Origin of the sequence: Pseudomonas sp. BF-B-30, assembly GCF_019956305.1 — a bacterium.
GTDB classification, from domain to species: domain Bacteria; phylum Pseudomonadota; class Gammaproteobacteria; order Pseudomonadales; family Pseudomonadaceae; genus Aquipseudomonas; species Aquipseudomonas jessenii.
Genome location: NZ_JAHBDG010000018.1, coordinates 74888 through 94717, shown reverse-complemented (window position 1 = coordinate 94717; position 19830 = coordinate 74888). Strand labels below are relative to the sequence as shown.

Genomic DNA, 19830 nt, shown 5'->3' with positions numbered 1-19830 from the left:
GAACTCAGGCCTTGGTCATTCTTGCCCGCAAGCTTTGCCGAGTGGCATTCGCCCTCATGAAAAACCAGAGCGAATACCAGCCGAATTTGAAGTTGCAGGGTTCCCCTGCAACATAGAATCTCCCACATTGGCTTTGTGGCGCCTGCAAAGCCTCTGCTCTGCCCAATTATCACGCTCATCAATCATGCTATTCAGCATAAATTCACAAGCCTAGACTCGGTCCACTCCAATAAAAGGTAGGCCGCCATGTCCGAGACGTTGCTCAGTTCCCGTAATCTGGCTTTCGAGCTGTATGAAGTCCTTGATGCCGAGGGCCTGACCCAGCGTGAGCGTTTCGCCGAGCACAACCGCGAAACCTTCGATGCCGCCATTGGCACCGCCCGCAACATCGCCGAGAAGTTCTTCGCCCCGCACAACCGCAAGGGCGACGAGAACGAGCCACGCTACGAGAACGGTCAGGCGATTCTGATTCCGGAAGTGAAACCGGCGGTAGATGCCTTCCTCGAAGCCGGCTTCCTCAACGCCGCGCGCAGTTTCGACGCTGGCGGCATGCAGCTTCCTACGCTGCTGTCCCAGGCCTGCTTCGCGCACTTTCAATCGGCCAACGCGGCTTCGACGTCGTATCCGTTCCTGACCATGGGCGCGGCGAACCTGATCGAGAGCTTCGGCACTGAAGAGCAGAAGCGCCGCTTCCTGCAACCGATGATCGATGGCCGCTTCTTCGGCACCATGGCCCTGACCGAACCCCACGCAGGCTCGTCGCTGTCGGATATTCGTACCCGCGCAGAACCTGCGTCTGACGGCACCTATCGCCTCAAGGGCAACAAGATTTTCATCTCTGGTGGCGATCATCCGCTGTCGGAAAACATCGTGCACATGGTGCTGGCCAAGCTGCCGGACGCACCGGCCGGGGTGAAGGGCATTTCGCTGTTCATCGTGCCCAAGTTCCTGGTCAACGACGATGGCAGCCTCGGCCAACGCAACGACGTGTTGCTGGCCGGGCTGTTCCACAAGATGGGCTGGCGCGGCACCACCTCCACCGCACTGAATTTCGGCGATAACGGCGAGTGCGTCGGCTATCTGGTGGGCAAGCCGCACCATGGTTTGAGTTATATGTTCCAGATGATGAACGAGGCGCGGATCGGCGTCGGCATGGGCGCGGTAATGCTTGGTTACGCCGGCTATCTGTACTCGCTGGAATACGCCCGCGAGCGTCCGCAGGGCCGCGTGCCAGACAGCAAGGACCCGAACACTGCACCGGTGGCGATCATTCAGCATGCCGACGTGAAACGCATGCTGTTGACGCAAAAGGCTTACGTCGAAGGTTCGTTTGACTTGGGTCTTTATGCGGCGCGACTGTTCGATGACACCACCACGCTTGCGACCGAAGCCGAACGCAAACAAGCCCATGAACTGCTGGATTTACTGACACCGATCGTCAAATCCTGGCCGTCGGAGTTCTGCCTGAAAGCCAATGAACTGGCGATCCAGATCCTCGGCGGCCACGGCTACACCCGCGAATACCCGGTGGAGCAGTACTACCGCGACAACCGCCTGAACCCGATCCACGAAGGCACCCACGGTATTCAGTCGCTGGACCTTTTGGGCCGCAAACTGGCGCAGAACGGTGGCGCGGGGCTCAAGCAACTGATCCGCCTGATCGCCGACACTGGCGAACGAGCACAGGCGTTTGATTCATTGACGCCGCTGCGCGAGCCGCTGGAGAAACTGGTGGCACGCCTGCAAGCCGTGACCATCGGCCTGCTGACTGATCTGGCCCAAGGCAAGGTCAACAGCAGCCTGGCGAACTCGGCGCTGTACCTGAAAGTGTTTGGTCACACGGTGATCGGCTGGCGCTGGCTGGAACAGGCGATTCGTGCCGAGGAAGGTTTGGCCAAGGGTAATGCGGCGGATGTGGCCTTCTATAAAGGCAAGCTGCAGGCGGCGCGCTACTTCCTTACGTGGGAAGTGCCGGGTTGCCATCATGAGCTGGCAATTCTTGAGGCTCGGGATGATGTGTGCCTGGGGATGCAGGATGAGTGGTTCTGATCAAAGTTTTGTGGTGCTGCTGAAATCCATTCGCGAGCAAGCCCGCTCCCACAGTTGCCGGTGTGAAACATCAATTTTGTGTACACCAGAAAACCTGTGGGAGCGGGCTTGCTCGCGAAGAGGCCCGCACAGGCGAAACATCAGCTCAGCTTGAACCCACCCATCTGCCGCGCCAAATCATCCGCCAACCGCTGCAACGTCTGACAATCATCCCGACAGGCCCTGACCTCCCCCGCCGTCGCCCGCGCCAGGTCGGAAATCCCCTGTACGTTCCGGTTGATCTCCTCGGTCACCGCCGATTGCTCTTCCGTCGCCGTCGCCACCTGATGGTTCATGTCGCTGATGCGCTCCACTTGCCCGGTAATCGCGGTCAACGAAGCCCCGGTACGCTGGCTGGACTCGACACCCGTGCCGGTCGCGGCTTGCCCGGAATGCATCGACGAAACCGCATTCTCCGCCCCCTGTTTGAGACTGCCGATCATCTGCTGGATTTCATCGGTAGACGCCTGCGTACGCCGCGCCAAAGTCCGCACTTCATCGGCCACCACGGCAAACCCGCGCCCCATGTCCCCGGCTCGCGCCGCTTCGATAGCGGCGTTGAGCGCCAGCAGGTTGGTCTGCTCGGAAATCCCCCGAATCACCGCCAGCACCTGGTCGATCGACGCCACTTGATGGGCCAGTTCACCCACCGCTGTGGCCGCAACGCCGATTTCGTCAGACATGCTTTCGATATGGCGGATCGAGCCACCCACCACTTCCCGTGCCTGCATTGCCTCATCCCGAGCCGTTTGTGATGCGAGCGCCGCATTGCCGGCGTTATGGGCGATTTCCTGAACGGTCAGGCCCATTTCATGGACAGCGGTTGCCACCATGTCGGTCATTTCCTGTTGGCGCCCGGAGCGCTCAGCGGTGTTATCCACCACCCGTGCAACCTGGCCGACAGCGGTGCGCAGTCGCTCACTGGTGGTCAACACTTCACCAATCATGTCGCGCTGGCTGTCGAGAAAGCGATTGAAGCCGCGCGCCAGATCGCCCAGCTCATCGGCGCGACTGGAATCTAACCGGTGGGTCAAATCTCCACCACCGCTACCGATGGCAACCAGTGCCGCTGTTACCTGACGAATCGGCCGCACCAACCCACGGGCCAGCAGCACCACCAGCAACAGACACACAATCGCCACCGCCAGGCCGATACCGCTGCTCATCCACATGGCGCGCCGGGCTTCGGCGTAGATCTGCGATTGCGGCACTTCGGCCACCAGCGTCCAGCCGAGATCGCGCAAAGGCAGACTCAACGCGAGAAAGTCTTCGCCATCACGCTGGAAGCTGCTGTTGGTGGCAGTTTTTTGACCCATGACCGCTTGCGCAGCTGACTCGCCAATCTGCTCGACCAAGGTACGCTTACCGCTGAATTGCGCCTCGGGATGAACCTGGATCAAACCGTCGGAACGCACGAGATAGACCTTGCCGCGCTCTCCGAAGCTGAAGTTGTGGATCAGCTCCGACAGCTCTTTCATGCTCAGGCCAAGCCCGGCAACGCCCACGACTTTACCGGCCTGCTCGACTTTGAGGTCGATGAACAGCGCCAATTCTCCGGTGGCCGTGTCGTTGTCGATATTGAGGGTGCGCGGCTGGTTGCTGTCGAGGAACGAGTAGAACCAGGCGTCCTTGGGATTGGAACGACTGAGGGTGCGGTCCAGGCCTTTTTCGGTAATGTAATGGCTGGACGCGGTGCCGATGATCAGCGCGGTAAAGGCTTTGTGCTCGGCGCGAATGCCTTCCAGATACTGCGCGAAGCTGGCGGTCCTGGCGCTGTCCTCACCCCCGGCCAGCCAGTCGCGCACCATGCTGTTGCTGGCGATGTCCTTGGCGGCGGTAAGGGGTTGAACGAGGATCCGCTCGATGTCGTTGCGCATCGCTTCGATGCTCGACGGCAACGCTTGTTCGACCAGATAGCTCTGGGCGAGGCGGTTGACCACCAGGGTATAAATGCCAACCACAATCAGGATACTGACCAGTAGGGCGGTGCCCATGCTCAGGATCAACTGCCATTGAATACTGCGTCGCCAGAACTGCATGGAGCACCCCCAAAGAATAAGAGGCTGAAACACTGCAACAGCCGTGCCGATTGTATACAAGCCAACCGACAATCTATTCTTTGGTTGTGCGCAAAGCCGATCAGGCCTGATTGATCGTCTTGGAAATCACTTCAACCGTGGCGCTGACTTGCTCTTGGTAACGGTCGAGGTCGAGCTTGTGCTGTTTCTGCATTTCGATCTGCTGGGAACACAGATTCATCGCCGCCAGCACCAGCAATCGGTCACCGATCAGCGTCGGGTACTTCCTCTTGGTTTCGGCCAGGGCTGCCTTCAACATCATCGCGGCGTCCAGCAGGGTCTGTTCTTCCCCGGCCGGTGCCTTGATCGAATAGTCCTCCCCCAGGATCGAGACGACTTTTACCCCTGCGGCGTTGTAACTCATGCGCTGACAGGGCCTGCGCTGACGCGCTCAACCAGGGCCTGGATGCGAGCCGCCGTGGCGCCTTGCTTCTCTTCCTGCTCCATCAGGTTCAGTTGCAGGCTTTCGTTTTCATCCTTGGCCTGGGCCAGTTCTGCGGTCAGGGTCTGGTTGGTGCCGAGCAACGTCTGGTTCTGTTGCACCAGGTCACTGACCAGTTGTTCCAATTGGCTTAGGGATGCTTCCAACATTTTGATTTTCCGGGCTTTTTCAAAGGGCGCGTACGATAAAGAAAAGTCACCCTGGATGCCAGGGTTATACAGGCGCAAAGCCTTGATTTTGCTGACGAGTGACCTTTCTCGCGAACTGTAGAGACTGTGATACCCCGATCTGGTTCCTGCACTTCGTCGCCCGCCTATGTAGGAGCGAGCTTGCTCGCGATGGACGTGAACGATATCGCGCCCTGTCTGAATGATTGCGTTGTCCATGCGTTTTTCGCGAGCGGGCTCGCCCGGTCGCAGTAAAAACGCGCAAGGACTCAAGACTTCAGTCCGGCGACCGATAAGCCATCCATACAGCAGCCTCAGCCCCGCGCGGATGCGCTCTTTCCCGGTGAACGCCATGTCCCTTCGTAATATGAATATCGCCCCTCGGGCGTTCCTCAGCTTTGCCCTGATTGGCGGCTTGATGATGGTTCTGGGGGTGTTTGCCTTGAATCAGATGAGCAAGATCCGCGGCGCGGCCGAGAACATCACCAACAACAGTGTGCCGAGCATCAAGAGCCTGGACGACTTCACCCAGCTCACCTTGCGCCTGCGCGTGCTGTCCTATCGCTTGCTGGTGAACCGCGAGCCTGATGTGCAGCAGAAAACCATGGAACTGCTGGAGACGCGCAACCAGCAGATTCGCACCGCTCAGGCAACCTACGAAAAGCTGATTGCCAGCCCGCAGGAACGCGCAACCTACGATCAATACGTACAGCTGCTGGGCCAATACCGCCAGATCGAAGACAGGATGAAGACCCTGTCGCGCAATAATCAGATCGATGAATTGCGCAGCCTGCTCAACACCGATTTGCTCAACAACTCCGAAGCGGTCAACACCGTGCTGAACCGCCTGCTGGAGATCAATACCCAGCAGAGCCACGACACCAACCAACAGTCGGCGGATCAATACGATTCGGCGTTCAACCTGGTAATCACCCTGTTGGTGATCGCCACCGCCTTGACGCTGCTGCTCGCCTGGTTGCTGACCAACAGCATCACCCAACCGATCGCCAATGCCCTGGGCGCCGCCGAACAGATTGCCGAAGGCAACCTGACGCGCCCGATCACCGTTGACGGCCAGGATGAAGCCGGCCGTTTACTGCTGGCCATGTCGAAGATGCAGGAAAAACTGCGCGACACACTGCAGCGCATTTCCGGCTCGGCCACGCAACTTGCGTCTGCCGCAGAAGAACTCAACAGCGTCACCGACGAAAGCGCCCGTGGCCTGACCCGGCAGAACAACGAAATCGAACAGGCTGCCACCGCAGTCAACGAAATGACCAGCGCCGTGGAAGAAGTCGCGCGTAACGCGGTCAGCACGTCCGAGGCCTCGAAGAACGCCACCACATCTGCCGGTGACGGCCGTGACCTGGTGCAGGAAACCGTCAGCGCCATCGAACGCATGAGCGCCGACGTGCAGAGCACCGCGACCCTGATCGGCGACCTGGCCAACGAGTCCCGTGACATCGGCAAGGTACTGGATGTGATCCGTGGCCTGGCCGACCAGACCAACCTGCTGGCCTTGAACGCCGCCATCGAGGCCGCGCGCGCCGGTGAGGCCGGTCGTGGTTTTGCGGTGGTGGCCGACGAGGTACGTGCCCTGGCTCACCGCACCCAGCAGTCGACCAGCGAGATCGAACGCATGATCGGCAGCATCCAGAGCGGCACCGAGCACGCGGTGGATTCGATGCGCAACAGCACCGAACGCGCCGAATCGACCCTGAACATCGCCCGCGGCGCCGGGATGTCGCTGGACACCATCAACAGCGCCATCGTCGAAATCAACGAGCGCAACCTGGTGATCGCCAGCGCCGCTGAAGAACAGGCACAGGTGGCCCGTGAAGTGGATCGCAACCTGGTTAACATCCGTGACCTGTCGGTGCAGTCGGCCACCGGGGCGAATCAGACGAGTGCGGCGAGCAATGAACTGTCGCGCCTGGCGGTAGACCTGAACACTCTGGTTGGGCGGTTTAGCCTTTAACGAGCACCGCTGACTCTGTGGCGAGGGGGCTTGCCCCCGTTGGGCTGCGCAGCGGCCCCTTCCCTGTTAACCGCGTACATCCATTAAATCGCATCTACCGGATTTACGACTGCTTCGCAGCCGAACGGGGGCAAGCCCCCTCGCCACAATGATTTCACCCGGCGTGAAGAATCGCCTGCAAAAAGCTTTTTGACAGCATCACATTTCAACAGGTTAGAATCGCTGGCACGCAGACTGCATGGTCAGTTTGCGCCCGCCTTTCAGCTTTCTGGAGTACTGCCTTTGAATGCGACGACCATCAACAGCCTGTTCTTGATCGGCGCGTTGCTGGTAGGTGCGAGCATTCTGGTGAGCTCACTTTCGTCCCGTCTCGGCATCCCGATTCTGGTGATCATCCTGGCCGTCGGCATGGCGGCCGGTGTCGATGGCGCCGGCATTCTTTTTGATAACTACCCCACGGCTTATCTGGTGGGCAACCTCGCGCTGGCGGTGATCCTGCTGGACGGCGGCCTGCGCACCCGGGTGTCGAGTTTCCGCGTGGCGTTATGGCCGGCGCTGTCGCTGGCGACGGTCGGGGTGTTGATTACCACCGGGCTGACCGGCATGGCGGCCGCGTGGCTGTTCGACTTGAACCTGATTCAAGGCCTGCTGATCGGCGCCATCGTCGGTTCTACCGACGCCGCCGCGGTGTTCTCGCTGCTGGGCGGCAAGGGTCTGAACGAACGGGTAACCGCCAGCCTCGAGATCGAATCCGGCAGCAACGACCCGATGGCAGTGTTTCTCACCGTCACCCTGATCGACATGCTCGCCAGCGGCCAGACCGGCCTGCACTGGAGCCTGCTGACCCACTTGCTGCGCGAGTTCGGCATCGGCGGAGTCATCGGCCTGGGCGGTGGCTGGCTCATGCTGCAACTGGTCAATCGCATCAACCTGGCCACCGGCCTGTATCCGATCCTGGTGATTGCCGGCGGCCTGGTGGTGTTTGCGCTGACCAACGCCCTGCACGGCAGTGGCTTCCTGGCGGTATACATCTGCGGCCTGGTGATCGGCAACCGTCCGGTGCGCAGCCGCCACGGCATCCTGCACATGCTCGACGGCATGGCCTGGCTGGCGCAGATCGGCATGTTCCTGGTGCTGGGGCTGCTGGTGACGCCCCACGACCTGCTGCCTATCGCCTTGCCGGCACTGGCACTGGCGCTGTGGATGATTCTGTTTGCCCGGCCACTGTCGGTGATAGTTGGCCTGTTGCCGTTCAAGGCATTCCATGGTCGCGAGAAGGCATTCATTTCCTGGGTCGGCTTGCGCGGCGCGGTCCCGATCATTCTTGCGGTGTTCCCGCTGATGGCCGGCCTGCCCAACGCTCAGCTCTACTTCAACCTCGCGTTCTTTATCGTGCTGGTGTCGCTGCTGGTTCAGGGCACGAGCCTGCCGTGGGTCGCCAAGCTGCTGAAGGTGACGGTGCCCCCGGAGCCTGCACCCATCTCCCGCTCGGCCCTGGAAGTGCACGTCACCAGCGAGTGGGAACTGTTCGTCTATCGCCTGGGCGCGGAAAAATGGTGCATCGGTTCGCCCCTTCGCGAGCTGAATATGCCCGAAGGCACCCGTATCGCCGCCCTGTTTCGTGGCCAGCAATTGCTCCATCCGTCGGGTAGTACAGTGCTGGAAGTCGATGATTTGTTGTGTGTTATCGGCCATGAACACAACCTGCCGGCCCTCGGAAAACTCTTCAGCCAGGCGCCACAACGGGGCCTCGATCTGCGCTTCTTCGGCGACTTCGTACTCGAAGGAGACGCCCAGCTGGCCGCGGTTGCGGCCCTTTATGGCCTGAAGGTCGAAGGCATCGATCCGGACATGTCCCTGGGTCACTTCATTGCCCAGAAGGTTGGCGGTGCGCCGGTGGTGGGTGACCAGGTGGAATGGAACAACACCATCTGGACCGTGGCCGTCATGGACGGGAACAAGATCGGTAAAGTGGGCGTCAGATTCCCCGAAGGAAGTCGCCCGGGTCCCGGACTCTTCCTCTAAACTGCTTCCACTATCACTTGCTTGACCGGTCTTTATGCCTAATCTGCGCTCCATTTTCGCCGTCGCCCTGCTGGGCTTGAGTCTCTCTGTCAGCACCCTTGGTTTATCGCAAGCGGCGCAAGCGGCCGAACCGCCTTCCAGCGAAGCCGTGCAAGCGAGCCTGGACAAGATCGCCGACCGCAAACTGCCGGAAGCCGATCTGAAGGCCCTGCAATCGGTCCTGCAAGGCACGCTGAGCCAGCTCAACAACAAGCGTGACTACGAGCAGAAGCTGGTCGCGCTCAAGCAGCAATTGAGCAATGCGCCCAAACAGACCATCGAGAACCAGCGTGAACTGACCCGCCTCAAGGCCAGTGCCGTGGTGCCGGTGGCGCAGCGTTTCGCCAAGGAACCGATCCAGCAGCTTGAACAATTGCTCACCGAGCGCTCCACCCAGCAAAGCGACCTGCAAAAGGCCCTGGCCGATGCCAACAGCCTGATCATCACCGCCCAGACCCGCCCCGAGCGCGCCCAGGCGGAGATATCCAGCAGCCAGACGCGCATTCAGCAGATAAACACCACCCTCAAGAACGGCAAGGACGCCGGCAAGACCCTGAGCGCCGAGCAGCGCGACCAGCTCAATGCCGAGTTGGCGGCGCTGAACGCCCTGATCCCGCTGCGGCGCCAGGAACTGGCCGGCAATACCCAATTGCAAGACCTCGGCAACAGCCAGCATGACCTGTTGTCGGAGCGATCCGACCGCCTGGATAAGGAAATCCAGGAACTGCAAACCCTGATCAACCAGAAGCGTCTGGCGCTGTCCCAGGAAACGGTCACCCAGCAATCCATCGAAGCGCAGAAGGCCGGCGGCAGCAGCCTTTTGGCCACCGAAAGCGCGGCCAACCTGAAGCTCTCGGACTACCTGCTCAAGAGCACCGACCGCCTCAACGAAGTCACCCAGCAGAACCTGCAGACCAAGCAGCAGCTGGACAGCCTGACCCAGAGCGATGCGGCCCTGGACGAGCAAATCAACGTGCTCAAAGGCAGCCTGCTGCTCTCGAAGATTCTCTACAAACAGAAACAGGCGCTGCCGCGCCTGCGGCTCGACCGCAACCTGGCCGATCAGATCGCCGACATTCGCCTGTATCAGTTCGAAGTCAGCCAGCAACGGGAATTGCTGAGCAATCCGACCACCTACGTCGAAAACCTGCTGTCGACCCAACCCCCCGAGCAAGTCACGGCGCAGCTGCGCAAAAGCCTGATGGAACTGGCCACCACCCGCGCCGACCTGCTGGAGCGACTCAACCGCGAACTGAGCGCGGTGCTCAATGAATCCATCACCCTGCAACTGAACCAGAAGCAATTGCTCAGCACCGCGCAAAGCCTGCGGGCGACCCTCGATGAACAGATGTTCTGGATTCCCAGCAACAAGCCGCTGGACCTGGAGTGGATTCACAGTGTGCCGGATCGCCTCCAGCGGCAAGTCGATACGCTGCCGGTACTTTCAAGCCTGAGCGAACTGACCGACGGCCTGACCCAGCGCCCGCTGCTGTTCCTGCCACTGGCCTTGCTGATCGGCGCACTGCTGTGGCGGCGCAAGAGTCTATACGCGCGACTGAACAAGGTTCACCAGGACATCGGTCACTTCAAACGCGACAGCCAGTGGCATACGCCGCAGGCAATTCTGATCAACATTCTCCTGGCGATGCCGGTTTCACTGGGCCTCGCATTGTGCGGGCTGGCCCTGCAAATCGACGCCCGTGGGCAGAACGCCAATATGGGCGCGGCGCTGCTGCAAATGGCCGGGGCCTGGCTGGTGTTCTACACCGCGTACCGGATCCTCGCGCCGGGTGGCGTGGCAGAACTGCATTTCCGCTGGGAAAAGCCCCAGGTGGAATTCCTGCGCAGATGGATCCGCCGCCTCGGCATCGTGGTCATGGCACTGGTGACCGTAGTCGCCGTTGCCGAACTGCAACCGGCGGCACTGGCCGATGACGTGCTCGGCATGCCGGTGGTGCTGATCTGCTACGCCTTGATGACCTTGCTGCTCAGCCGCCTGCTCATCAGCAGCCCGACCCACGAAAACGCTTCGCTGTTCCGCAAACTGGTGGGGATCCTGTTCACCGCACTGCCCGTCGCGTTGTTCGTGGCGGTGTGCTTCGGCTACTACTACACCGCGCTGAAGCTCAGCGACCGCTTGATCAACACCCTGTACCTGCTGATGTTCTGGCTGGTGATCGAAGCCACCTTCGTGCGCGGCCTCAGTGTGGCGGCCCGGCGCCTGGCCTACCAGCGCGCCTTGGCCAAGCGGCTGGCCGCCAAAGAGGCCGGCGATGGTGAAGCCGTGATCGAAGAACCGACGATGGACATCGAGAAGGTCAACGAACAGTCCCTGCGCCTGATCCGCCTGGCGCTTCTCGGCGGCTTCATGGCGGCACTGTATTGGGTCTGGGCCGACCTGATCACGGTGTTCTCGTATCTGGACAACGTCACCCTCTACGAATACACCAGCGGTACCGGCGCCAACATGAGCATGGTGCCGATCAGCATCGGCGACATGCTCGGCGCACTGATCATCATCGGCATCACCTTCGCCCTGGCGCGCAACCTGCCGGGTTTGCTCGAAGTGTTCGTGCTGTCGAAGCTCAACCTTGCCCAGGGCAGCGCCTACGCGACCACCACGTTGCTGTCCTACGTGATCGCCGGCGTCGGTTTTGTCTCGACGCTATCGACCCTCGGCGTAAGCTGGGACAAGTTGCAATGGCTGGTGGCAGCGTTGTCGGTCGGCCTCGGTTTCGGCATGCAGGAGATCTTCGCCAACTTCATTTCCGGCATCATGATCCTGTTCGAACGTCCGGTGCGGATCGGTGACACCATCACCATCGGCAACCTGTCGGGCACCGTGAGCAAGATCCGCATCCGCGCCACGACCATCACCGACTTCGATCGCAAGGACATCATCGTCCCGAACAAGACGTTCATTACCGGGCAACTGATCAACTGGTCGCTGACCGACACCATCACCCGGGTGACCCTCAAGCTCGGCGTCGACTACGGCTCGGACCTGGACCTGGTGAAAGAGCTGTTGCTCAAGGCCGCACGCGAAAACCCGCGCGTGCTGAAAGACCCGGAGCCCCACGTGTACTTCCTGAATTTCGGCGAAAGCACCCTCGACCACGAGTTGCGCATGCACGTGCGCGACCTCGGCGACCGCAACCCGGTGCTCGACGAGGTCAACCGCTTCATCAACCGCGAGTTCAAGAAGCAGCACATCAACATCTCGTTCCGGCAGATGGAGGTCTACCTCAAGAACCTGCACGGCCAGGAATACAAGATGGTGCCGATCGAGCCGGAAGCGAAAACCATCGTGCCGATCGTCGACGGTAAGTCGTCGCAACAACCGCCGGCCGCCAAACTCGACTAACCGGCCTTTCCCCAGCAGAATGCTCGGACATTCTGCTGGAGCCGGCCCTTGAAAGCCCTCGACGAACTCACCTTCGATAACCGCTTCGACCGCCTGGGCGATGCGTTTTCCGCCCATGTGCTGCCCGAGCCCATCGATAATCCACGCCTGGTCGTGGCCAGCCCCGCCGCCATGGCGCTGCTGGACCTCGACCCGGCCGTGGCCGAAACCCCGGAGTTCGCCGAACTGTTCAGCGGCCACAAGCTCTGGGCCGACGCAATTCCAAGGGCGATGGTCTATTCCGGACATCAGTTCGGTTCCTACAACCCGCAATTGGGCGACGGTCGCGGCCTGTTGCTCGGCGAGGTGTACAACGAGGCCGGCGAACACTGGGACCTGCACCTCAAGGGCGCCGGCCAGACGCCATTTTCACGCATGGGTGATGGCCGGGCGGTACTGCGCTCGTCGATCCGCGAATTCCTCGCCTCCGAAGCCCTGAACGCACTGAATATCCCGACCACCCGCGCCTTGTGCGTAATCGGCTCCGACACCCCGGTGTGGCGCGAAAAGCAGGAACGCGCAGCCATGGTCCTGCGCCTGGCGCCGAGCCATGTGCGCTTCGGCCACTTCGAATATTTCTACTACACCAAGCGCCCCGAGCAACAGAAAGAGCTGGGTGATCACGTGCTGGCCATGCACTTCCCGCAGTGCCTGGAACAACCGGAGCCGTACATGGCGATGTTCCGCGAAGTGGTGGAGCGCAACGCCGAACTGATCGCCAAATGGCAGGCCTATGGTTTCTGCCACGGGGTGATGAACACCGACAACATGTCGATCCTGGGCATCACCTTCGATTTCGGCCCATTCGCGTTCCTCGATGACTTCGACGCCAACTTCATCTGCAATCACTCAGACGACCAAGGTCGTTACTCCTTCAGCAACCAGGTGCCGATTGGCCAGTGGAACCTCAGCGCCCTGGCCCAGGCCCTGACGCCGTTCATCAGCGTGGAAGCCCTGCGCGAAACCCTCGGGCTGTATCTGCCACTGTTCCAGGCCCATTACCTGGACCTGATGCGCCGCCGCCTCGGCCTGACCACCGCCGAGGATGACGACCAGAAACTGCTGGAGAACCTGCTACAACTGATGCAAAACAGCGGCGTCGACTACAGCCTGTTTTTCCGCCGTTTGGGTGATCAAACGCCGGAACAGGCCATCACCCGCTTGCGTGATGACTTCGTCGACCTCAAGGGCTTTGACGCCTGGGGCGAGCTCTACGTCGCCAGGGTTTCCCGTGAAGGCACGCTTGATCAAGAGCAGCGCCGCCAGCGGATGCACGCGGTCAACCCGCTGTACATCCTGCGCAACTACCTGGCGCAAAAGGCCATCGAGGCAGCGCAGAACGGCGACTACTCGGAAGTCCGTCGACTGCACGCGGTGCTGAGCAATCCGTTCGAGGAACAACCGGGGATGGAAAGCTACGCCGAGCGGCCGCCGGAATGGGGCAAGCATCTGGAGATCAGTTGTTCGTCGTGAGGCACTGCACGATTGAAAATCTGGAGTCATGTCTCCAGATATGGATCATTCGCTTTCGATTGGACGATTTGTCATGACCGACCCACTCCTCATCCCCTGCCCTCATTGCAACGGCCTCAACCGCATCCCGGCCGAGCGCCTCAACGACCATCCGAAATGCGGGCGCTGCAAGGCCGAAGTCCTGTTGAGCAAACCGTTTGAATTGAAGCAAGGCGACTACGCCAGCCAGATCAAGGGCGATCTGCCGCTGCTGGTGGATGTGTGGGCGGACTGGTGCGGGCCGTGCAAGTCGTTCGCACCGGTGTTCGAGCAGGCAGCCGGGCAACTGGCGAGCAAGTGTCGCCTGGCCAAGCTGGACAGCGAGGCGAACCAGCAGTTGTCGGCGCAGTTGGGGATTCGCTCGATTCCGAGCCTGATCCTGTTCAAGAACGGCCGGGAAGTCGCCCGGCAGAGCGGGGCGTTCCCGTTACAGCAACTGATGAGCTGGTTGCGTAGTCAAGGCATCTGAAACAACACGGAACCCTGTGGGAGCGAGCTTGCTCGCGAAGGCGGGCTGACATTCAAAAGAGGTGTCGCCTGATACACCGCTTTCGCGAGCAAGCCCGCTCCCACAGGGGTTCTGTGTTAGCAGCCAGAATCAGGCGTTTTCCAGCAGGTTGTGCAGCTCGACAAACTGCTGGGTCAGCTTGTGCCGCGGGTCGAGATGGATCAGCGGCGTATTGGCCTGGTGGGATTCACGCATGCGTACCGAGCTGGCCAGGTACACCGGCAGCACCGGCAGGCCTTCGGCGATCAGCTCATCGAGAATTTGCTGGGGCAGGCTGGCGCGGGCCTGGAACTGGTTGACGACGATGCCTTCGACTTCCAGGCCTTCGTTATGGTCGTCCTTCAACTCTTCGATTTCCGCCATCAGGCCGTACAGTGCCTGGCGTGAAAAACTGTCGCAATCGAAGGGAATCAGCACACGATCGGCGGCAATCAACGCTGAAACCGCATAGAAATTCAGCGCTGGCGGGGTATCGAGGTAAATCCGGTCGTAGTCTTCGCTCAGTTCTTCAAGCAACTTACGCAGCTTGTTGATCTTGTGCTTGGCTTCAAGCTTTGGCTGCAAGTCCGCCAGCTCGGCGGTGGCGGTAATGACATGGAGGTTATCGAACGGGGTTTCGTAGATGTCGACCTGATTCTTTTTGGAGAACGGCCCGGAAGACAGCGTCTGCTTGAAGAAATCGGCGATGCCCATCGGAATATCGCTACCGGTGAGCCCCGTCAGGTACTGAGTGGAGTTGGCCTGGGCATCGAGGTCCACCAACAGGGTGCGAAAACCCTCGCTGGCACTGACTGCCGCCAGATTGCAGGCAATGCTGGATTTGCCAACGCCACCTTTCTGATTGAACACCACGCGCCGCATGTCAAAACCTCCGTGTATCAAAGAATGACCGAGTGTAGTGGTCCACGGTATGGCTACGCTACCTCACCAGTGCAAGGACTACACAGTCAGTTGCCTTCTCTTGCATGAAAAGCCCTGAGCGCCCCGGCGGTTCGACGCCAGAACCGACAGACGGGGTAATAATTCTGTGAATAGTTGCCAATCATTCAATTTTTGCGAACCTGCCGCTTCATCTTCTGAGCAAAATGTAACCAGCATTTGCTACACGTTCCCGGCACCGGGATAATGCGCGCCACTCGGCGCCAAACGCCACGCAGGGTAAGTCTCGGCCCTCGGCCACTCCCCCGCGTCAAGTAAGCCCGTGAGGGTGGGATGAATGTCTGTGATCAACTTCAACATCGCCCAATGGCGCGCCTGGGCCCCGGGGCTTGATAGCGTGTCCGATTGGCAGGCCTGGTGCCGACAACCGGTCGTGCTGCCGGACAGCGATGCCGCTCCCGACGTTTCCTTTCTGCCGGCCATGCAGCGTCGACGGCTCAGCCGTCTGGCGCGCATGGCATTCAGTGTCGGCTGGCCTTTGGCCGAAGGTCGGCAGGATCTGCCATTGGTCTTTGTTTCCCGTCACGGCGAAACGCCCCGCACCGTCGATATTCTCAGTGATCTGGCCGCCGACCAGCCGCTGTCGCCGACCCGCTTCAGCTTGTCGGTGCATAACGCGATCATTGGCTTGTGGTCGATCATGCGGGGTGAAACCAGCGAAATGACCGCCCTGGCCGCCGCAGGCGATGGCCTGGAACACGGCATGCTTGAAGCTGCCGCGCTGCTGGCTGAAGGCGCTCGCGCGGTACTGCTGGTGGTCACCGAAGAGAAGCCACCCGAGGCTTACTCGACCTGGATCGACGACGTGCCGTTCCCTTATGCCGTCGGCTTGCTGATCACACCCGGTACCGACTGGCAGTTGTCCCTGAACAGCCCCTCGGATGCGTTGTCCAAACCCCGCTGGCCTCACGCGCTGAATCTGCTGTGTGCGCTGCTCGGTCAGCAAACCACCTGCCAACATGCCTGGAAAAATCGTGTATGGACCTGGCAACGCAACCCATGACCGAGAAAAACCGCGACGCCTATTACTGGCGTTTGCTGGCCACCGCCGCGAGCTTCGCCCTGTTCGGGCTGGGCGGGCTGTGCCTGCGCCTGGTGATTTTCCCTGTGCTGAACTGCCTGCCGGGCGACGCCCGGACCCATCGGCTGCGGGCCCGGCAAACGGTCAGCCGCTGTTTCTGGATTTTTGTGCGTTTCATGGCCCGTACCGGGGTACTGACCTATAACATCGAGGGTGCGGAGAAACTCGGTCGCCCCGGGCAAATGATCATTGCCAATCACCCATCGCTGATCGACGTGGTGTTTCTGATCGGCCTGGTGCGTCACGCCAACTGCGTGGTCAAGCAAAGCCTCTGGGAAAACCCTTTCACCCGCGGGCCGCTGCGCTGCACCGAATACATCAGCAACGACGGCAGCATGGACATGCTCGACGCGGCTGCCGACGCGCTGAAAGACGGTCAGACCCTGATCATTTTCCCGGAAGGTACGCGCACTCAGCCCGGCCAGCCGCCGGCCTTTCATCGGGGCGGCGCGGCAATCGCCCTGCGTGGTGCGAAAATCCTCACCCCGGTCATTATCAAGGTCAGCCCGACCACATTGACCAAAGCCGAACCCTGGTATCGCATCCCCAAGCGGCGCGTGCACTTCAGTTTCCGGGTCGGGGCCGATATAGACCCAAAGACCTTCGCCACGCAGGGGCCGGCTCCGCAGGCCTCGCGCAAGCTCAACGATTATTTGCATTCTTACTTCATCAAGGAGCTCGCCGAAGATGAGCGATCTGAACACCCCTAGCCTGGTGCTGGAAATCAAAGAACTGATCATCGACGCCCTGGGCCTCGAAGACATCAGCGCCCAAGACATCGGCAACGAGCAGACGCTGTTCGGCGAAGGCCTGGGCCTGGACTCGGTGGACGCCCTGGAACTGGGCCTGGCCATCCAGAAAAAGTACGGCATCAAAATCGACGCCGATGCCAAGGACACACGCAACCACTTCAGTAACGTGGCGAGCCTTGCGGCGTTCGTCACCGCAAAACAGGCAGCTTGAGACCGGACCATGCAAACTCGTGACGACATTTTCAACACCCTGCGCGATGCCTTGGTCGAGCTTTTCGAACTGGACCCTGAGCGTGTGAGCCTGGAATCCAACCTGTATCAGGACCTGGAAATCGACAGCATCGACGCGGTCGACCTGATCGATCACATCAAACGTCAGACCGGCAAGAAAATCGCCGCCGAAGAATTCAAATCGGTGCGTACCGTCAGTGACGTGGTCGAGGCGGTCTACCGTCTGGTTCAACCCGCCGCATGAATCGACTGATTGGCCTCGGCCTGCTGCTGGCAGGCCTTTTGTATCCCTTTGCGGTGTATTTCGGCATGGAGCATTTCGCCCCGTGGCAGTTCGGGCTGCTGCTGGGCGGGCTGTGGCTGGCCCGGGCGCTGACCGGCAAACGACGGCCCGGCAGCCTGTGGATGGCAACGGTGGCCATTGTGTTCTGCCTGTTGCTGGCACTGTTCGACAGCCCGGCGCTATTGCGTTGGTATCCGGTGTTGATCAGCAGCTTCATGTTGGTGCTGTTCGGATCGAGCCTGACATTCGGCCCACCGATCGTTGAACGCCTGGCCCGGGTACGCGAGCCGCAATTGCCCGCCGAGGGCATTCGCTATACCCGTCAGGTGACCATCGCCTGGAGCGTTTTTTTTCTTTGCAACGGTTTGTGTGCCGCCGCCCTGACCCTCTGGGCGCCGCTGAGCTGGTGGACGTTGTACACCGGCCTGATTTCCTACGGATTGATAGGCCTGATGTTTGCCATTGAATGGCTCATACGAATAAGGGTACGAGGCCACCCATGAATTGGATAAAACTTGAGCACCTGCTGCTCAAGGCTCAGCCGGAGCGCACCGTAACCACTGCTCCGGCACTGGATCACGCCCGACTGTGCGAACAGGCGCTGCGCCTGGCCGCCGGCCTGCAAGCCCGGGGTGTCCGGCAGATGGCCGTGCACCTTGAGGATGCCGCCGACCTGGCGATTGCCCTGTTCGGCGCCTGGCGTGCCGGGGTCAGTGTGCTGCTGCCGTCCGACCTGCAACCGCAGACCCGCCAACGCTGGTCAGGTGATGTTGAGCTGTGGCTGAGCGATCAGCCCGACGATGCGCACCTTGGCGACCTCCAACAGTCGCCGCTTAGTGCCGCCGCGCTGGACCTGGATAACTGCCGACTCAGCCTGTGCACATCCGGCTCCAGCGGCGAACCCAAGCGCATCGAAAAAAACCTGCGCCAACTGGCCAATGAAGTCGAAGCCCTGGAACAGCTGTGGGGCGCTGACCTGGGCCCGGCGTGCATCATTGGCAGCGTCGCCACCCAGCACATCTACGGCCTGCTGTTTCGGGTGCTTTGGCCACTGTGCGCCGGGCGCCCGTTCCTGCGTCGGCAGTTGGCCTTTCCGGAAGACCTGCAACGCGCCAGCCGCGAATACCCGGCCTTCACCTGGGTGGCCAGCCCGGCGCTGCTCAAGCGCATGGGCGACAACCTCGACTGGCCGGCCTTGAGCGCCGTACGCCGGGTGTTTTCCTCCGGCGGCGCATTGCCGGTCGAGGCCGCACAGAGCCTGCATGAGCGTCTGGGGCAATGGCCAACGGAAATCTTCGGCAGCTCGGAAACCGGCGGCATCGCCTGGCGTCAGGGCGCGGAACTGTGGCGACCCTTTGCCGATGTCACGCTGACACAAGACAGTGATGGGGCGCTGCTGATCGCTTCGCCCTACTTACCCGTCGGTCAAATCGAACACACGGCCGATTCAGCGCGCATCGCCATCGATGGTCGCTTCGAGTTGCTTGGGCGACTGGACCGGATCGTCAAACTGGAAGAAAAACGCATCTCGCTGCCGATGCTGGAACAAGCGCTGACGGCCCATGAATGGGTCATCGAAGCTCGGCTCGGCGTCGTTCAGGAAAACCGCGCCTCCCTGGGGGCGTTGCTGGTGCTGAGCGAGGCCGGTTTGCATGTGCTGCGCAATGACGGTCGACGCAGCCTCACCGAGCAATTGCGCCAGCACCTGAGCCAACACTGCGAAGCCCTGGCCCTGCCAAGACGCTGGCGCCTGCTACGACAACTGCCACTGAACGCTCAGGGCAAACTGCCCCAGGCCGACGTCGACGCCCTGCTGTTGGCGCCGCGCCCCAAAGCGCCCGAGGTGCTGGAGCAAGTCGAAAGCAATGGCGAGTGGAGCCTGCAACTGGCCGTGCCACCGGACCTGGCCTATTTCAGCGGTCATTTCCCCAAGGCGCCGGTGTTGCCTGGCGTGGTGCAGGTGGACTGGGCGCTGAGCCTGGGCCAGCAACTGATGAACCTGCCGAAAAAATTCGCCGGCATGGAAGTCTTGAAGTTCCAGCAACTGGTGCGCCCGGGCGACGAAATCCAGCTGCACCTGCGCTACGACCCGGCGCGCGGCAAATTGTATTTCGCCTATCGCAACGAAACCGCCACGTGTTCCAGTGGACGGATCTTGCTGGAGGCAGCGCATGCATAAGTTTGGAGAGTGCTGCGCACTCCTTCGCGAGCAAGTCGAATCGTCGCACCGCCGCTCCCACACTGGATTTGTGAACGCCGCGAACCCCATGTGGGAGCGGGCTTGCTCGCGAAGCAGACGCCTCG

16 protein-coding genes and 3 pseudogenes are annotated in these 19830 nt (G+C 60.9%); 14 read left to right on the top strand and 5 right to left on the bottom strand.

Annotated features, from left to right (window positions below; all coding sequences use genetic code 11):
* Positions 1 to 116, top strand: a pseudogene (locus KGB29_RS11875) (IS110 family transposase); the annotation flags it as partial.
* Positions 117 to 246: 130 nt separating this feature from the next.
* Positions 247 to 2049, top strand: coding sequence for an acyl-CoA dehydrogenase (locus tag KGB29_RS11870; protein ID WP_154910337.1), 1803 nt, complete (start codon positions 247 to 249; stop codon positions 2047 to 2049).
* A 140-nt stretch (positions 2050 to 2189) separates the two neighbouring features.
* On the opposite strand, the gene KGB29_RS28875 is transcribed toward KGB29_RS11870, so the two are convergent.
* From KGB29_RS28875 to KGB29_RS11855, 4 genes and pseudogenes are all read right to left on the bottom strand, one after another.
* A complete protein-coding gene (locus KGB29_RS28875) occupies positions 2190 to 2921 on the bottom strand; it encodes a methyl-accepting chemotaxis protein (protein ID WP_371319462.1) in 732 nt (243 codons plus the stop codon).
* Between the two features lie 132 nt (positions 2922 to 3053).
* Positions 3054 to 4082 (bottom strand): annotated as a pseudogene (locus tag KGB29_RS28870) (cache domain-containing protein); the annotation flags it as partial.
* A 145-nt stretch (positions 4083 to 4227) separates the two neighbouring features.
* Positions 4228 to 4530 carry a cell division protein ZapA gene (locus KGB29_RS11860; protein WP_057712304.1) on the bottom strand — a complete coding sequence of 101 codons (303 nt, stop codon included), beginning with the start codon at positions 4528 to 4530 and terminating at the stop codon, positions 4228 to 4230.
* The gene (locus KGB29_RS11855; RefSeq protein ID WP_090452750.1) at positions 4527 to 4757 is read right to left on the bottom strand and encodes a hypothetical protein; all 231 of its coding nucleotides are present in this window, start codon (positions 4755 to 4757) and stop codon (positions 4527 to 4529) included. The genes KGB29_RS11860 and KGB29_RS11855 overlap by 4 nt, the downstream gene beginning before the upstream one ends.
* Positions 4758 to 4977: 220 nt before the next feature.
* Between KGB29_RS11855 and KGB29_RS28865 the strand changes: the two are divergent.
* The 6 genes and pseudogenes from KGB29_RS28865 to trxC all read left to right on the top strand — a co-directional run.
* Positions 4978 to 5850: pseudogene (locus KGB29_RS28865) on the top strand (MCP four helix bundle domain-containing protein); the annotation flags it as partial.
* 30 nt (positions 5851 to 5880) lie between these two features.
* Positions 5881 to 6753, top strand: coding sequence for a methyl-accepting chemotaxis protein (locus KGB29_RS28860; protein WP_371319461.1), 873 nt, complete (start codon positions 5881 to 5883; stop codon positions 6751 to 6753).
* Positions 6754 to 7035: 282 nt separating this feature from the next.
* The gene (locus tag KGB29_RS11845) at positions 7036 to 8778 is read left to right on the top strand and encodes a potassium/proton antiporter (RefSeq protein WP_057712307.1); all 1743 of its coding nucleotides are present in this window, start codon (positions 7036 to 7038) and stop codon (positions 8776 to 8778) included.
* 34 nt (positions 8779 to 8812) lie between these two features.
* Complete coding sequence (gene mscK, locus KGB29_RS11840) at positions 8813 to 12181, top strand: mechanosensitive channel MscK (protein WP_154910336.1); 3369 nt, start codon at positions 8813 to 8815, stop codon at positions 12179 to 12181.
* A gap of 48 nt (positions 12182 to 12229) precedes the next feature.
* On the top strand, positions 12230 to 13693 hold the full coding sequence (selO, locus tag KGB29_RS11835; protein WP_154861158.1) for a protein adenylyltransferase SelO: 1464 nt from the start codon (positions 12230 to 12232) through the stop codon (positions 13691 to 13693).
* A 73-nt stretch (positions 13694 to 13766) separates the two neighbouring features.
* Positions 13767 to 14201 carry a thioredoxin TrxC gene (gene trxC / locus KGB29_RS11830; protein WP_154910335.1) on the top strand — a complete coding sequence of 145 codons (435 nt, stop codon included), beginning with the start codon at positions 13767 to 13769 and terminating at the stop codon, positions 14199 to 14201.
* Between the two features lie 129 nt (positions 14202 to 14330).
* Here the strand turns inward: trxC and KGB29_RS11825 are convergent, their stop codons facing one another.
* Positions 14331 to 15101, bottom strand: a complete 771-nt coding sequence (locus KGB29_RS11825; RefSeq protein ID WP_015093167.1) for a ParA family protein — start codon at positions 15099 to 15101, stop codon at positions 14331 to 14333.
* A gap of 355 nt (positions 15102 to 15456) precedes the next feature.
* Between KGB29_RS11825 and KGB29_RS11820 the strand changes: the two genes are divergently transcribed.
* The 6 genes from KGB29_RS11820 to KGB29_RS11795 are packed head-to-tail and all read left to right on the top strand — an operon-like array spanning position 15457 to position 19705.
* Complete coding sequence (locus KGB29_RS11820) at positions 15457 to 16182, top strand: beta-ketoacyl synthase chain length factor (RefSeq protein WP_090452742.1); 726 nt, start codon at positions 15457 to 15459, stop codon at positions 16180 to 16182.
* A complete protein-coding gene (locus KGB29_RS11815; protein ID WP_154861160.1) occupies positions 16158 to 16970 on the top strand; it encodes a lysophospholipid acyltransferase family protein in 813 nt (270 codons plus the stop codon). The genes KGB29_RS11820 and KGB29_RS11815 overlap by 25 nt, the downstream gene beginning before the upstream one ends.
* Complete coding sequence (locus KGB29_RS11810) at positions 16948 to 17223, top strand: phosphopantetheine-binding protein (protein WP_090452740.1); 276 nt, start codon at positions 16948 to 16950, stop codon at positions 17221 to 17223. Before KGB29_RS11815 ends, KGB29_RS11810 begins: the two co-directional genes overlap by 23 nt.
* A 9-nt stretch (positions 17224 to 17232) precedes the next feature.
* Complete coding sequence (locus KGB29_RS11805; RefSeq protein ID WP_007992314.1) at positions 17233 to 17487, top strand: acyl carrier protein; 255 nt, start codon at positions 17233 to 17235, stop codon at positions 17485 to 17487.
* The gene (locus KGB29_RS11800) at positions 17484 to 18029 is read left to right on the top strand and encodes a hypothetical protein (protein WP_090452738.1); all 546 of its coding nucleotides are present in this window, start codon (positions 17484 to 17486) and stop codon (positions 18027 to 18029) included. The genes KGB29_RS11805 and KGB29_RS11800 overlap by 4 nt, the downstream gene beginning before the upstream one ends.
* On the top strand, positions 18026 to 19705 hold the full coding sequence (locus KGB29_RS11795; protein WP_154910334.1) for an acyl-CoA synthetase family protein: 1680 nt from the start codon (positions 18026 to 18028) through the stop codon (positions 19703 to 19705). Before KGB29_RS11800 ends, KGB29_RS11795 begins: the two co-directional genes overlap by 4 nt.
* The last annotated feature ends 125 nt before the right edge of the window (positions 19706 to 19830 follow it).

What these genes read in the sequence shown, in the direction of transcription:
- mscK (WP_154910336.1), top strand. Translation starts at nt 8,813, where the DNA reads ATGCCTAATCTGCGCTCCATTTTCGCCGTCGCCCTGCTGGGCTTGAGT.
- KGB29_RS11810 (WP_090452740.1), top strand. Translation starts at nt 16,948, where the DNA reads ATGAGCGATCTGAACACCCCTAGCCTGGTGCTGGAAATCAAAGAACTG.
- KGB29_RS11860 (WP_057712304.1), bottom strand. Translation starts at nt 4,530, where the DNA reads ATGAGTTACAACGCCGCAGGGGTAAAAGTCGTCTCGATCCTGGGGGAG.
- KGB29_RS11855 (WP_090452750.1), bottom strand. Translation starts at nt 4,757, where the DNA reads ATGTTGGAAGCATCCCTAAGCCAATTGGAACAACTGGTCAGTGACCTG.
- KGB29_RS28875 (WP_371319462.1), bottom strand. Translation starts at nt 2,921, where the DNA reads ATGGTGGCAACCGCTGTCCATGAAATGGGCCTGACCGTTCAGGAAATC.
- KGB29_RS28860 (WP_371319461.1), top strand. Translation starts at nt 5,881, where the DNA reads ATGTCGAAGATGCAGGAAAAACTGCGCGACACACTGCAGCGCATTTCC.
- KGB29_RS11825 (WP_015093167.1), bottom strand. Translation starts at nt 15,101, where the DNA reads ATGCGGCGCGTGGTGTTCAATCAGAAAGGTGGCGTTGGCAAATCCAGC.
- KGB29_RS11820 (WP_090452742.1), top strand. Translation starts at nt 15,457, where the DNA reads ATGTCTGTGATCAACTTCAACATCGCCCAATGGCGCGCCTGGGCCCCG.
- KGB29_RS11870 (WP_154910337.1), top strand. Translation starts at nt 247, where the DNA reads ATGTCCGAGACGTTGCTCAGTTCCCGTAATCTGGCTTTCGAGCTGTAT.
- trxC (WP_154910335.1), top strand. Translation starts at nt 13,767, where the DNA reads ATGACCGACCCACTCCTCATCCCCTGCCCTCATTGCAACGGCCTCAAC.
- KGB29_RS11800 (WP_090452738.1), top strand. Translation starts at nt 17,484, where the DNA reads ATGAATCGACTGATTGGCCTCGGCCTGCTGCTGGCAGGCCTTTTGTAT.
- KGB29_RS11805 (WP_007992314.1), top strand. Translation starts at nt 17,233, where the DNA reads ATGCAAACTCGTGACGACATTTTCAACACCCTGCGCGATGCCTTGGTC.
- KGB29_RS11815 (WP_154861160.1), top strand. Translation starts at nt 16,158, where the DNA reads ATGGACCTGGCAACGCAACCCATGACCGAGAAAAACCGCGACGCCTAT.
- KGB29_RS11795 (WP_154910334.1), top strand. Translation starts at nt 18,026, where the DNA reads ATGAATTGGATAAAACTTGAGCACCTGCTGCTCAAGGCTCAGCCGGAG.